The organism is Salinispira pacifica, assembly GCF_000507245.1.
Lineage (GTDB): Bacteria > Spirochaetota > Spirochaetia > DSM-27196 > Salinispiraceae > Salinispira > Salinispira pacifica.
On the sequence record NC_023035.1, the window covers coordinates 333508 to 347705 of the forward strand.

The window sequence follows — 14198 nt, forward strand, 5'->3', positions numbered from 1 at the left end:
AACATACTAAAAGACGACATATTTGTCCAGTACCTGGTTTTGACCTTTTTCTGTGATTTCTCCCTGTGTTGTGGTATATTATAAAAGAACGAATGATCGGTCTTTATGAGACGGGTGTGGGAGTTTTACACCCAGGCTCAAACCGGTCCGGCAAATCGGGGGAGGTAACCATGTTTCTCGTTACAGGTGCCTTCGGGCTTCTGGGAACTGAATTGATGAAGGTAATTCAGGAGACAGGAAGCAAGGCGTTGATCATTGAGAGGCCGGGAGCAAAGATCCCCCCGTCGCTCATGCATAGAATCGGAAATAGTATCAGGAAAAGCATCAGGAAAAACATCAGGAAAATACCACCCAAGGTTTCACAGAGATTTTTCTCGAAGACGGCGGCTCGGTATTGTTCGGGTGGAAAAATGTCACCGCAGCCTTTTCTCTGGCTTCCGCTGGATATTTCCCATCCGGGGTGGAGCAGGTATCTGCCGGCGGATTTCCATCCGGAGGCGATTTTTCATCTGGCGGCACTTATTCCGCCTGCTGCTGATCGTAACCCCCTCCTTTCCGAGCGGGTGAATTTGGCGGCAACCAGGGAACTGATCCAATGGGCACAGGCTCATGCATCCGCCGTTCCATTTATATTCACTTCAAGCGTAGCGGTATACGGCGACAGGAGACACAGCGGTGAGATTTTTCCGGATGATCCGCTGCATCCCAGCCCCGGCGACTGTTATGCCCGTCATAAAATTGCCGCAGAGCAATATCTTGCAGAGAGCGGGCTGCCCTGGAATATTTTGCGAATGAGCTACATTGTTTCCCCCCGGAAACTCAGACCGGATCCCCTGATGTTTCATATGCCCCTGAATACGAGGATCGAAGTGATCCATGCATCGGATGCCGCCTGTGCCCTGTTGCAGGCCTTTCAGAAATTCAGGTCAGGCGAAATTTTGAATATAGGTGGAGGCGAATGGTGCAGGACGGTGTATCGGGAATACCTTATGGAGATGCTCAGTATTTTCGGTCTGAATCCTGCTGAAATCCCGGATGATCTGTTCTCCGTTGAGCCGTTTCACTGCGGTTGGATGAACACCCGCAGGAGCAGCTCATATCTGAATTATCAGCATCATACTCTGCTTGACTATTACCTGGAGGTGTATGGGAAAAAACGGCGTCTCAGATGGAGCGTCCACCGTTTCCGGCGATTCATCTGGAGGAAAATCCTGGATGGATCGGGCTATTTTTCTGCTCTGCCTGAAGGACGTAAATCCCGGATGATAATGTCTCTGATGAAAGAGAGAATGTCCTTCCGTTGAATACCCAGCTCTGTCCGCCGTGAAATGCGGGTTGCTTCCATACTGCCCAGAAAATAGACGGTAACCGCAGTACGAAGCGCTCTTTCCCCTTCAGATGAAAAGGCAGCTTCCATGTTTTCCCGGTCGTTCCGAGTCCCCGGGTAAGGAGTCGAGCCCGGGATTTTCGTGCTCAGATCCAGTACAAGATTGGTGATCTGCATGAGTTTATCGTTGATTGCTGATAATTCGGGGGTTTCGCTGAGGAGAATGTGAATCAGTTCCTCATCTTCCATGAGCCGGGGCATGACGGTGAATGCGAAAAAATCCGCGAGTTCCTCAAGACTGGCCGGTGAAGCAAGGGCGGCATGGATGTCCTTCATAATATCATCCCAGCCTTCCTCCACAATGGAAACAGCCATCTCCTCCTTGGAGCTGAAGTACGTGTAGATGGTTCCGGTGGAATAGCCGCTTTCCCTGCGGATATGGGAGATGCCGGTTGCGTGATACCCGTGAAGGGCGAACAGGGATTTGGCTGCTTTGAGAATCGCCGTGCGCTTTTGCTGATCTTTTTTCCGGGCCACCTGCAGGTCCTTTGCCGTTCCGGGACTCTCCGCCGGAACCTGAGGCTATGTTCCGGCGCAATACCCGGGTGTTAAAGATGCTTGGATAAGTCCACGTGGAAGTCGATATCTCCAGGTTTGATGCTGGCACCGGTGAGGGTCTGGAGAATCCGTTCAGATTCCTCCAGGGGTTTGCTTTCCTTGTTGAGTATCCGGTACACCCCCATGGAAATGGGCATTTTCAGCTTCTGACGGTCTACAATTTCTTTCATGGCTCTGACGGCAACCGCACCTTCCGGGAGATATCCGATGTTCTGAAAATCATTAATCAGCTCATCGATACCGGAGTACTTCTGGAGAAGGTCTTTCAGGATGATTTCTCTGCCGAAGCGCCGGTTTCTCCCGTGGATGGAACGGCAGGTTACATCCAGATCTCCCACCGCCGCAATGGAGGTGAAGGTTTCCGGATGGCTTGCGCCCACCGCTGCACCGAACTGCTGTATTTCGTTGAGCCCCCCCGCAAGAAGGAGAGATTCAGTGTTATCACCCACGGAGCCGCTGTATTCCTTCAGCGCATCCAGTATGCCGAAGGCGATGGCAATAACATTTTTCAATGCGGCCGAAACCTGAACTCCCACCACATCCAGTGAGCTGAACATCATAAGGGTTCGGGAATTTAAAAGCTCCCGGATTTTGATGGAGTTTCGGGGGTTCTGGCTGGCACTGATCAGCCCGGTGAGAATTCCTCTGCTCACCTCTTCGGCATGGCTGGGGCCGGAAATGTACACCAGGTTTCCCTTGTAGAAGCCGGGAAGATAATCCTCCAGGGTCTCGATAATCAGCCGGGGACCGCGATTGGTGAGCATAAAGCCCTTGGTGAGCACGCCGATTACCGCCTCACCTTCCATAATGCTGGGTACGGTGAGAATCTGGCGAATGGTGCTCAACAGAAAGAGGGAAGGAGAGGCTAAGATGATGAATTCCCTTCCGCTGGCCGCTTCCCGAATATCAGTTGAGGCCTTCACCGCTTTTGGAAGACGGATTCCGGGAAGATAACGGCGGTTTTCGTTGTCATCGTTGATTCCCTTTACCACATCTTCCTCGAAGGCCCACATGAGCACATCATGGCCGTTTTCCCCGATATTTTTGGCGATGGCGGTGCCCCATGCACCTGCACCGATAATTCCCACCTTACTCATAATCAACTGCTCCTCTGATTCCCTGCAGCGTTTTCGAACCACTCCACATAGGGTTCAAGCATGGACAGCCCCGATTTCCAGAAATCGGGGGTTTCAATATCAAATCCGGCCATGCGGCAGAGATCAACGGCGGACATGGTACCGGTGTTCCGCAGAAGATTTCTATACGTTTCCGGAAATTCCCCGGGATTTTCCCTGAATTGCGAATACAGCCCCAGGGCGAACAGCTGACCGAAGGCATAGGGATAGTTATAGAACGCCAGGTCAGTGCTGTAATAGTGTCCCTTAACCGCCCACATGTAAGGATGCCGGAGGGAATCATCCACAGCATCACCGTAGGTTTCCCGCTGAGCATCCAGCATCAGCTCATTGAGTTCATGGGGGCTGAGCTCGCCGTTCTGCCTGGCCTGAAAGAGAGAACGTTCAAACCGGAATCTGCTGAGAATGTCCACAATCACCTGAGTGTTCTCCATGAGAAGGCCTTCCACCAGGGCCAGTTTGCCGTCGCCCCGGGCCTGCTCGATGGCTGAGTGGTACACGATGGTTTCGCAGAAGGTGGATGCCGTCTCCGCCAGGGTCATGGGGTAATCCCGGTTGATGAAATCCAGACCTTCCAGCTGAGCGCTGTGATAGGCATGTCCCAGCTCATGAGCCAGCGTGGACACGGCCGAGAAGGAACCGTCGAAGTTGGCAAGAATTCGTGCTTCATCATGGAGGGGGAAATCGGTCATGTATGCCCCTCCCACCTTTCCGCTTCTTGGCTGTGCATCGATCCAGCGGTTTTTGAATGCATTCCGGGCAAATTCCCCCAGATCCGGAGAAAAAGAATTGAACCGATCAACGATGAATTCTTCGGCTTCCCGGTAGCTGAACTCTTCCGTCTGTTCTCCCACCGGTGCGAAAAGATCATAAAAGGCGAGAGTTTTCTGCCCCAGGCAGGAGGCCTTCCGCTTCAGATAGCGGCGGAACATGGGCAGTGCGTCCTCCATGGCCTGTATCAGGGAATCCAGGGTTTTGCGGCTGATTCGTGAAGACCGGAGGGAAGGATCCAGCATGTCTGGATAGTTCCGGCGGTTGTAAAGGCTGATACTGTTGCCTTTTACGCCGTTCAATGCAGCTGCAAAGGCGGTTTCATGCCGCTTCCAGAGGGACAGCTCAAGATGATAGGCCTTTTCCCTCACCTGCCTGGAAGGGGAAAATGCCAGATTTCGCAGTTCCACCACGGTCTTAGTTTCACCGGTAACATCATTCCAGCGGCAGTTCATTTCCGAGGACATGGAACTCTGAAGCCTGCCCCAGGCATCTCCGGCAGAACGCTGAAGGTCGCTTGCCAGATCCTCCAGTTCGGGGCTCATCTGATGCTCCAGACCTTCGAGCTCTCTCTGAAGGAAGTACTCAAGGCGCTGAATAATGCTTTCAGCCGGAAGTTGTGCAAGGAATTTTTTCAGACCGCTGCTGTCCGGAGTCAGGGATAGATTGCGGAGTATATCCCGGAAAATCAGGCGAAACCGTGTTGAGTAGCCGCTCAGGGGCATGCTCTGTTCTTCCAGACGGTTGATCTCCCGTATCCAGGCTGAATCCGAGGTGGCTATTGTATAATTGCAGTAGGCATAGCTGAACTGTTCGTCCAGGAGTCCTGCAATTCTGTCCACTTTTTGAAGATAGGTCTCCAGCCAGCTGACCACGGAAGAGTTGCTCTGTGTTCCGGTCTCTTCGGCCAGCTGTTCTCCCTTCCGGAGAATATCCGGTATTTCCCCGATGAGCTGTCCGGTTTCTTCCCGCTGTGCGGGGATGCTCTTGCTGATCTCGGAAAAATCCCAACGGGGAAGGGATCCGTTCTGTGAACCCCGTTCTGATGACCCCTGTTCTGATGGATCCGGGAGATCCGGTGAGACCTCTCCCGAAGCAGTTCCCCGGCTGCCGCTCTCATTTGCTGCGGCCCGGATCAGCCGGTCTTTACCCCAGCCAGTGCGCGCTGTCATCCACATATTCCAGAATCTCCTCAGGTTTAAAAAACAGTTTGATTTCACGCTCAGCGCTTTCCACACTGTCAGATGCATGAATAATATTCATCCGGGTGACAGACGCATAATCTCCCCGGATAGTTCCCGGAGCCGCTTCATCGACGTTGGTGGCTCCGCACAAAAGACGCAGGTGGGCAATTGCATTCTCGCCCTCCAGCACCATGGCAATTACCGGGCCGCTGGTCATGTAGGCAATCAAGCCGGGGAAAAAGGGTTTCCCCTCATGTTCCGAATAATGACGCCGGCATAGTTCCTCGCTTATTCGCATGATCTTCATCGCAGTTACATGGAAGCCTTTTTTTTCAATCCTGCTGATAATTTCACCGGAGATGCGCCGCTGTAAAACCCCCGGCTTGAGCATGGAAAATGTTCGTTCATGTGCCATGGAAAACTCCTTGTAGTATACTGTCAATATACACTATAACATGAAATGCAGATCGGTTCGGAGGTGAACCTTGAAATTCAAAAATCGCCGGCACCCGGGTATCCAACAGCCGAAGGTCCTGCTGGTTGTATTGCTTCAGCTCATTTCTCTTCATATTCTCAGCGCTGCACCGGGAAATCTCCGGCTGGTGCACGGGTTTCCGGTGCAGAATGCTCTGAACTTTCAGGGGGACGTGCCTGTGTCCAGGGAGTTTGCGATTCATATCCATCCGGATGTTTTCTCAGCCCGTATCACCTTACGAGAATCCAGAGCGGATCTGGATCTGTATTTATATAATTCATCCGGCGATCTTGTGAGCTATGCGGAGGAAAGCAGTTTCAATGAGAGCATATACCTGGACCGCCTGACCGCACCATCCCTGGAAAACGGTGAATACCGGATCGAGGTGCTGTATCAGCTGCCCAGGCAGCCCGTCATCGACGGCAGGCCGGTGGAAGAAATCCCGTTCCAGCTTGAGCTGGATCTGATTCGCAGAGGGGACCCTGTGCCTCTGGAGACCGGAGTGAGCACCATGGGCAGGCTGCGCCAGGATCGGGGCATGATCGAATACTTCCTCATTGACCTCCCGCCGTCGGCAGACACCCTCCGTGTTGATATTTTCGGCGCACCTGCGGATATTGATTTTGCCCTGAATCCCGGAGAAGGATTTACCGATCCCTATACGGCCCTTTATCCTGCTGACAGCCACCTTGCTTCAGAGAGCCTGACCATATCTACCGGGCACGTATCACAGCGCCGCTTCTTCCTGATGGTATACACCAGAATGTTTGAAGAACAGGACATCGGGTATTCCATACGGGTATCTGCAGATGATTCTCCGCCCCCGGAAGCCCTGGAGTACCCCGAGCTGCCCCGGGAGCTCAACGGGCTGGAGCGGGCGGTCGCCGCCACGGTGGAACTGGCAGGTCAAACCGGCGGGGGATCCGGCTGTGTTATCAGTCCCGACGGATTTATTCTCAGCAATTACCATGTGATTCTCGACCAGTCAGGCCAGCCGGCCCCTCATATGACCGTGGGGCTTACTCTGGACCAGCGATCTCCGGCCAGGGAACTTTTTACCGCAGAAGTGGTCCGCTGGGACGCGGAGAAGGATCTGGCGCTGCTGAAAGTGATAAGCGGTCGCTACGGACAGGCATTGCCTGAAGATTTTCGTCTGAATCATTTTTCCCTGGGAGAACCCCGGGATCTGAAACTTTCGGAGAGTCTGCACTTTCTGGGCTACCCTGCCGTTGGCGGTCTGGGAAGCAAGGTTACCATCAGCTATACACGGGGAACCGTCTCAGGATTTGAGCAGAGGGGAGAAGGGTTATATATAAAAAGCGACGGGGAGATCAACTACGGAAATTCCGGGGGAGCAGCGATGGATCGGGATTTCCGGCTTATGGGAATTCCCACCCAGATTAATCCCGATGCCGGGGGAAAACTTGCGTACATTCACGCCGTGAGCATGGTTCCTGAAAGCTGGCTGGAATTGGCCGGTACAATTGCCGGGAAGGACTCTCCGGGGACTGCACCGGCCGCTGACTGAGGATGACTGAACAGCAAGCTCTCGGTCAGTCAGCACGCTGATATTGCAGCCCGGCCATTACAGCAGCCTGCAAAATAGCGCAGACTGCCGACAAAAGTCCGATCGGGAGGAAAGTCCGATCAGGAGTGAAGCCCGATCAGGAGTAAAGCTCGATCGGAAGTAAAATGCATCAGGAGATCAGCCGTTTCCCTTGCACTTCATGAGAGCGTCATTCGTTTCCCGGAAGCGCTGAACAACCAGAGGCAGAATTCCCAAGGCCACTTCAGGGTGGGATTTAAGAATGGCCTGGAAGCTCCATGAGGACAGAAGAAGACATTCAGTTTCCTTCACGGCGATGACGTCTGCAGTTCTGGGCGCACCGTCCAGTACGGAAAACTCCCCGATAACCTCACCGCTGCCGTGGGTTGCCACATCCAGATGCTCGCCGCTTTCGGTGGTCTTCTGAACCTTCACCGATCCGCTCTGAATGATAAAAAGCCCGACACCGCTGGTGCCCTGTTCGACCAGCGCATCCCCCGGTGAAAAACTCCGTTTGGTACAGGCCTTGTAAATGGTTTTCAGATAGCGGGCTTCCAGATTCTGGAAGAGGCTCACCTGTTCAAGCACTTTGTAGTCATTCATCTGATTCTCCTCGAACCGAAATACCGTTTCAAATTGACTCTCTCCAGTATAATTAGCTCTTGATGCCCTGTCCATCTGGATTTTCGTTCCCCATGGGGTACTCTTCCAGGGACTCGTAGATTTCCTGAAAGAAACGGGTTCTTTTCAGGTTTTTCAGGCCCGAGTCCGGCACCAGCTGTTCCTCTTCAAGACGGCATAATTCCCCCAGATCCTGGGAGCAGCCCTGCTCCTCTCCTGCATGAAGCAGAGTTGAAAAGTAGAGGCAGCTGATTCGATCCCTCCGTCTCAGGGAAGGAAAGCTTCCGCACATTCCCATGGCATCGCTGATGAAAAATGCAGCGCCTTCACGGTCATCCCGGGCGGCGTGTATTTCACCCAGCAGAACCAGAAGGGTGAACAGCTCATGGTAGGTGCTGTGCCTCTGGGCCAGGAGCAGTCCCGATCTGGCTTCCTCTTCGGCCTCGCTGAGTCTTCCCAGGATCAGGAGGACCTCAGCTCTCAGGCAGGCATTGCTGATACGGTCGAATATATTGGGACTCTGGCTGCTGCGGAAGGAGCTTTGTTCCATAACCGTATCGATTTCAGGGTTTTCCGGATTCAGATGCCAGAGATACACCGCCTTGTAGCTGTATGCCGCAACCCGGTTTACGCTGTCCCGCTGGGCGGAGGCGATCATCTCGTCGCAGATTGCCCCCAGCTGATCCCACTTCCCGCTGAGGAATGAAAGTACGGGTACGGTGGGTTTCAGCATATCGTCACCCACCGAGCCGCTGTGGAAGGGTGAGGCCTCAATAAGCTCCAGGGCGTATAGATAGCGGCCGCGGTACATGGAAAGCTGAACCTCCGACTGGATCTGATAAATCCGGTGCTCGGCTTGCGCCAACTCTCCCAAAAGTGCTTCTGCATTCTCCCAGTTTCCCCGTTTGGATTCACTTTGAATCATCAGGCTGAGCACCGCCGCCTGGGCATGATGCCTGCTGTTGGCAACCAGTCCTCTGTGGAGATGAAATTCCCGGTCATCGCAGCGGCGGTAATACTGAAGGGACCGGCTCCCGCAAAATATCCCCTTTTCAAAGCGGTGGGATCTGATGTTGTAGGCGGTGAGAATATGCAAGGCAACGGCTCCGTAGAGCCAGGTCTTTTCGTCGATGGAAATTCCCAGCATCTCTTTCACAATGCTGTCGGCCTGGGTGACGAAACCGTTGTTGAAGAGTATCCGCGCCCGCATAAAGAGAATATCCAGCCGGAATTCCGGGGCCTTGCCGATCTCCTTCTCCATGATCTCCAGGTATGGAACAAATTCCATGTTGTAGGCTCTGGTTCTGCTGTCGGCAGCATGCTCAACCGCCATCCTGATCTCCCTGCTGTGTACCAGATGATGCAGAAGGCGCACCGGATGAGGATGGTCCTGTTCCCTCATAATATCCGCAACAATCCGGTGAAGGATCCGCTTGTTATAATTGAGAATGGAATTGTACAGAGCCCGTTTGATCAGGTCGTGCCTGAAATAATATATGCCCCGATCCTCTTCAAGAAGATCCTCGCTGATATAAAACTCAAGGGCTCCGGGGACTATTGCCGGATCTCCCGACGTAAGACGCTGCACGGTTTCAGCATCGATGGTGCTGAAAAAATGGGAAAACACCGATAATTTGATGATGAGATCCCGGATATCCGGGTTGTAGCCCTCGATCCGGCTGAGAAAAAGGTTCTGAATGCTGTCGGGAATGCCTTCGTCGGTGACGGTGTTCCTCCCCTCCTTCCCAAGCCGTTCAACATGACCTGCGTAGCTCCGCAAATAGAGCGGGTTGCCCTTGCTCTGATTGAGCAGCAGTTCTCTCAGCTGAGGGTTGTCCGGGGTGCCGAGAATATCCAGAAGTTTCGCCCCCTCCTCCTGAGTGAGGGGCGGAATTTCACGGTGCTGCAGCCCGGGAATAATCTCATCGGTTTCCGCCCGTGGCTCCCGTTCGCAGAGAATTACCATGGGGGAGTTGGTTCGCTGCTTGAAGAAGAATTTCAGGAAATCCATGCTTTTTCGGTCCATGCTGTCGGAATTATCTATGAACATGATAACCCGGGAGTCCCGGCCCATGCTCTGAAGCAATTCGTTCAGCAGGCCGTTAAGTATCTCAAAGGCCTGATCCCGGAGGGTGATACCGCTTCGGTCCCGATAGAACCGGGCGAAACGGGAGGCTGCAGGTCTGTCGCCGATATTCACCTTATCCGGAGAGTTGCAGAGCTGTTTGGTAATTTCCGCTTCATCCATGCCGGGGTGTACCCGGAAATAATTGGCGATGAAGTCCACGATCACAATATATGGTTGACGGCGGAATTTCCGCGCCCGACTGAACAGCAGTTCCACCGGAGACGTGCTTTGCTCCTCGATTGCCTTGATGCACTGGTGAACCAGCTCGGTTTTTCCTATGCCCGGTTCGCCGGTGAGCAGAAAGCCCTGGAAGTTTCCTGCAGGGGGCAGAAAGTACTGACGCTGGATTTCTCCCAGCAGATGTTCCCTCCCTACAAATTCTTCCCGGCGGACGATCGCCTGTTTCCCGTGGCTCACCGGATAAAGAGTGAGGGGCTCTTTCACACCCTTCACCCTGACCCGCCGGGCAGGGCCCAGCTCCATATCTCTGCTGCAGAGCTGTGCGCTGTCTTCGCTGATCAACAGCTCTCCGGAGGCGGCGGCTTCCTGAATTCTTGATGCTACATTCATGGTGCTGCCGGTAACTACATCGAATTCCCCCCGGGTTCCGGTGGTAATCAGGCCGCTGTGCACGCCGATGCGCATCTTCAGACCCAGATCTTCTCCCGAGGGGCCGCTGATGGAGGGGAGCTCCCTGAGAAGCTCTATTCCGCAGTAAACGGCCCGTTCAGCATCATCCTCATGAATGGTGGGTACGCCGAACACCGCCACCATCGCATCGCCGATGTATTTCTCCACACTTCCTTCGTGGGCGCGGACAATATCTTCAAAGCGGCCGAATACTGCAGAAAGCAGCTCGTCGGCTTCTTCGGGATCCATGTCCCGGGTGAGTTCTGTTGAGTTTTCCAGATCGGCGAAGAGCACGGTTACCCGCCGCCGCTCCCCTTTTCGTAGATGGGCCGACTGCCCTGATTCCCGGATGGCTGCTATCCTCCGAAGTTCTGCTTCAGTTCCCGCCGAACGTTGTCGATCACCTGCTGGTACTGACCGTCAAGGTGTTCAAGGTTTGCCTGAAGGGCTTTGTTGAATTCCGGATCCATTTCCGGACGGATGGACATGCGCTGACCTGTCTGACGTGCCATCTGTTCTTCCTTTTGCTTGAGATGGTCCGCAAAACGTTCCTTCAGCGCATCCAGAAGACGCTCTTTATCCTGGAGATAATTCTGATAAAACTCTCTCAACTGTTCAGGCACCCCTTCCATGGCTTTATTGCCCGGAAACAGAAACTTCAGGGCGCCAGCAATAATACTGATATCATCCAGGCTCTGGTCGGTGGAGGGGAGGGTGATGCGGGCAAGCACCGAATCCATAAGACCCGAAAGCACTTCCTTCCGCTCATCTTTTCCGAATTGCTTCAGCTCCTTCTCCACTTCATCCTCATTGCCTTTCTCCAGTTCAGCCATGAGACGCATGCCTGCCTCCCGGTGCTCCCGGGCTTTCAGAGAGCTGCTGTCCGCCTTAATATCTTCCGTACGCTCCAGAGCCAGTTCCAACGCACTTTTTATGTATCCCATATTTTTCCCTCCTGTAAGCTGATAACTTTGTGAACCCGCTGATCCCCGGGCTCCAGCGGAAGTGAACTGCGAATTTGACAGGTAAAACAGAGAGCCGCGCTGAAAATATCCCGGTGACTTTCCAGAAACTGGTCGTAAAAACCGCCTCCCCGGCCCAGCCTGTCTCCCCCTGTTGTGAAACCAAGTCCCGGTACAATGACAAGGCTGTCCTGCTGCCGGTAATCAGGGGCAGCTTCCAGCCTCCGTGAGTCCTCAATCCGGGGCACGGGTATATTATACGCATCGAGCTCCAGTTCATCCATGCTCATGGTAATCCATTCATGGAAACCGAGGACTTTCCCTCCCAGAGTCCGGGGGGGGTGGAGAGGATGTTCCGGACTCTCAACCCGTGGAAGAAATATCCTTTTTCCCTCCCGTGAGGCCTGTTTCAGCAAGGGCAGAATGGGAACCTCTTCCTTCATGGGAACATAGGCCAGAATGAAGCGGGCATTTTTCCATTCATCCAGGCTGCGAAGCTGTGAAGTTATGGCTGCGGCTTCCCCATTCCGCCGTTCCCTGGAAAGATTGTCCAGCTCTTTGCGGATCTCCCTGCGCAGAAGCTTTTTTTTCCTTTTTACATCACCTGCTTCCCCGGCCCCATTATCCATGCGTTTTCTCCTGTCCATATGCACGGATAAGCTGATCAGGCCTTTTCAGGCTGTTCCGATACCACTGATGGCGAATTTCCTGGAGTTCGTGGGCATCAGGTTGAATGGGAATCCGGGAATCCCTCAGCCTCCTGTCCAGGGAGCTGAGGCAGATTGCCGCTGAAACGGATATGTTGAAGCTTTCCACAAATCCATGCATGGGTATGCGAACAAATTCATCCGCCAGATCCAATGCGGTATCGCTTAACCCGTTGAGCTCGGTACCGAACATCAGGGCCATGGGACCTTTCTCTATGGAGAGATCCTCCAGGAGGCAGTCCCGGCTGTGGGGGGCTGTGGCAATTATTCGGTATCCGCTTTCTTTGAGCTGCCGAATTGCATCGGGGGTGTTGTTTTCCTTCTCCCGGTAATGATGAAGGGTGAGCCACTGGGCGGTGCCCAGCTCAACATCCGGGTTTATCCGGTAGCTGTTTCGATTCTCCACTATGTGCACATGCTGAATTCCGAATGCATCGCAGCTTCGAAGTACCGCACTGGCGTTGTGAGGCTGATAAATATCTTCCAGCATGACGGTGACATGGCGTTGACGCAGCGACAGAACCTGATCAATCTTTTCCGCCCGTCCCGGGGTTACAAATCCCTTCAGATAATCATTCAGGGCTTTCAATTCGTGAGTATTCATTTCCTGAATGTTACATGATATAGTGCGCCGATGGCCAGAAAAAAGAGACGATTTGAAGATATAGAATTCCAGCAGGTGAGCCTGAAAGGCCAAAGCCTCTCGGCACCCCTTGAAAACGGAAAGCAGATTCGTGTGGACGGTAATCTGCTGATTCCCGGCGATGCCGCCGATCTCACCGAGCTGAGAAAGCGGAAGGGGTTTATCGATGCCCGGCCTCTGCGCCTGGTCCGCCGCAGCCCCGACCGGGTTACGCCCTGGTGCCCCCACTTCGGAATCTGCGGCGGCTGTACCTGGCAGCACGCCGATTACCCGGCACAGCTTCGCTACAAAGACGAGATTCTCCGAAAAGCCCTGTCCGATCATCAGGATATACCGGAACCCATGGCGCCCACCCTTCCAAGTCCCCGGCAAATTCGCTACAGAAACAAGCTTGAATACAGCTTTTCCCGCCGCAGATGGTTTGAAGACAGCAATGCGGGAAGCGATCCCCGGGCTCTGGGGTTTTTTGTTCCCAAACAGAATAACCGGGTGGTGGATATTTATGAATGCTATCATCAGGATTCTGTATCAGACAGAATCCGAAACCGGGTGCGGGAGTACGCTCTTGAGAAAGATATCAGCTTTCACGATCCCATCGAGCACCAGGGGCTTTTACGCACCCTGGTAATCCGGATTACTTCAACGGGTCAGATAATGGTGGCTCTGGTGCTCTATGAAGAGGATAAGACGGTAATTGACGGTTTCGTGACCATGCTCCAAAGCGAGTTTCCCGAGATAACCAGCCTCTATTATATTGTGAATAATAAAATGAATGACGCCTACGGGGACTGTCCGGCCACCCATGCAGGCGGAGAAACGGCAGTGTATGAGCAGCTCGGCCATGTGCGGTTCCGCATCGGCCCCCTGTCCTTTTTTCAGGTGAATCCCCTTCAGACGGTTGCACTCTATGAGCTTATCCGGGATTTTGCCGACCTGGACAGCAGCGAGACCCTGTATGATCTCTACACCGGCACCGGCAGTATTGCCCTTTTTCTTGCAGAACGGGTGAAGAACTTGGTTGCCGTGGAATACGTGGAATCGGCAATTGAGGATGCCAGAATTAATGCTGAACTGAACGGGATAAAAAATGCAGAATTTTTTGCCGGGGATATGAAGGATGTGCTGAATGATGAGTTCATCGCCCGCAACGGAAGGCCCGATGTGCTGATCTGTGATCCTCCCAGGGCAGGGCTGCACCCGGATGTTGTGGAGACCATTATCGCGTCGGGAGCATCCCGGCTGGTGTATGTAAGCTGCAATCCCGTATCTTTGGGGCGTGATCTCCTGCGCCTCAGGGAATCGTACCGGATTGTAAAATACCGGGCGGTGGATATGAGTCCCCAGACCCCCCATGTGGAAACGGTAATGCTCCTTGAGAAGAAGCGTGAAGCGTGAAATCCTTGAGTTATTCCGGCACAGGTCCTATAATTTAGACAATTAGTTTTTCGTT

12 protein-coding genes are annotated in these 14198 nt (G+C 53.5%); 3 read left to right on the forward strand and 9 right to left on the reverse strand.

The genetic code is table 11. The annotated features are described in order from the left end of the window. The first annotated feature begins 170 nt into the window (after nucleotides 1–170). Nucleotides 171–1304 carry an NAD-dependent epimerase/dehydratase family protein gene (locus tag L21SP2_RS01430; RefSeq protein WP_041400990.1) on the forward strand — a complete coding sequence of 378 codons (1134 nt, stop codon included), beginning with the start codon at nucleotides 171–173 and terminating at the stop codon, nucleotides 1302–1304. On the opposite strand, the gene L21SP2_RS16660 is transcribed toward L21SP2_RS01430, so the two are convergent. The 4 genes from L21SP2_RS16660 to ndk all read right to left on the reverse strand — a co-directional run bounded on the left by L21SP2_RS16660 (nucleotide 1226) and on the right by ndk (nucleotide 5451). Next, complete coding sequence (locus L21SP2_RS16660) at nucleotides 1226–1864, reverse strand: TetR/AcrR family transcriptional regulator (RefSeq protein ID WP_024266672.1); 639 nt, start codon at nucleotides 1862–1864, stop codon at nucleotides 1226–1228. The two genes, L21SP2_RS01430 and L21SP2_RS16660, sit on opposite strands and share 79 nt — an antisense overlap. 71 nt (nucleotides 1865–1935) lie before the next feature. Then, the gene (locus L21SP2_RS01440; protein ID WP_024266673.1) at nucleotides 1936–3042 is read right to left on the reverse strand and encodes an NAD(P)H-dependent glycerol-3-phosphate dehydrogenase; all 1107 of its coding nucleotides are present in this window, start codon (nucleotides 3040–3042) and stop codon (nucleotides 1936–1938) included. A 2-nt stretch (nucleotides 3043–3044) separates the two neighbouring features. Further along, entirely contained in the window at nucleotides 3045–5024 is a 1980-nt protein-coding gene (locus L21SP2_RS01445; protein ID WP_053335538.1) for a M3 family oligoendopeptidase, read from the reverse strand. Next, a complete protein-coding gene (ndk, locus tag L21SP2_RS01450; protein WP_024266675.1) occupies nucleotides 4999–5451 on the reverse strand; it encodes a nucleoside-diphosphate kinase in 453 nt (150 codons plus the stop codon). The genes L21SP2_RS01445 and ndk overlap by 26 nt, the downstream gene beginning before the upstream one ends. A 70-nt stretch (nucleotides 5452–5521) precedes the next feature. Between ndk and L21SP2_RS01455 the strand changes: the two genes are divergently transcribed. Further along, nucleotides 5522–7039: a S1 family peptidase gene (locus tag L21SP2_RS01455; protein WP_024266676.1), complete on the forward strand. Its 1518-nt coding sequence runs from the start codon at nucleotides 5522–5524 to the stop codon at nucleotides 7037–7039. Nucleotides 7040–7216: 177 nt separating this feature from the next. On the opposite strand, the gene L21SP2_RS01460 is transcribed toward L21SP2_RS01455, so the two are convergent. From L21SP2_RS01460 to L21SP2_RS01480, 5 genes are read right to left on the reverse strand one after another with little or no spacing between them, the layout of a single operon-like run. Further along, nucleotides 7217–7660, reverse strand: a complete 444-nt coding sequence (locus L21SP2_RS01460; RefSeq protein WP_024266677.1) for a Crp/Fnr family transcriptional regulator — start codon at nucleotides 7658–7660, stop codon at nucleotides 7217–7219. Nucleotides 7661–7712: 52 nt separating this feature from the next. Beyond that, nucleotides 7713–10796 (reverse strand): adenylate/guanylate cyclase domain-containing protein, encoded by a 3084-nt coding sequence (locus L21SP2_RS01465; RefSeq protein WP_341871933.1) that lies wholly within the window; start codon nucleotides 10794–10796, stop codon nucleotides 7713–7715. Further along, complete coding sequence (locus L21SP2_RS01470) at nucleotides 10793–11380, reverse strand: DUF6657 family protein (RefSeq protein WP_024266679.1); 588 nt, start codon at nucleotides 11378–11380, stop codon at nucleotides 10793–10795. Before L21SP2_RS01470 ends, L21SP2_RS01465 begins: the two co-directional genes overlap by 4 nt. Beyond that, nucleotides 11368–12027 (reverse strand): 5-formyltetrahydrofolate cyclo-ligase, encoded by a 660-nt coding sequence (locus L21SP2_RS16665; protein ID WP_024266680.1) that lies wholly within the window; start codon nucleotides 12025–12027, stop codon nucleotides 11368–11370. Before L21SP2_RS16665 ends, L21SP2_RS01470 begins: the two co-directional genes overlap by 13 nt. After that, nucleotides 12020–12709, reverse strand: coding sequence for a TrmH family RNA methyltransferase (locus L21SP2_RS01480; RefSeq protein ID WP_144082888.1), 690 nt, complete (start codon nucleotides 12707–12709; stop codon nucleotides 12020–12022). Before L21SP2_RS01480 ends, L21SP2_RS16665 begins: the two co-directional genes overlap by 8 nt. A gap of 30 nt (nucleotides 12710–12739) precedes the next feature. Here L21SP2_RS01480 and rlmD point away from each other — a divergent pair, with 30 nt between their 5' ends. Continuing rightward, the gene (gene rlmD / locus L21SP2_RS01485) at nucleotides 12740–14143 is read left to right on the forward strand and encodes a 23S rRNA (uracil(1939)-C(5))-methyltransferase RlmD (protein ID WP_024266682.1); all 1404 of its coding nucleotides are present in this window, start codon (nucleotides 12740–12742) and stop codon (nucleotides 14141–14143) included. Nucleotides 14144–14198 lie beyond the last annotated feature (55 nt).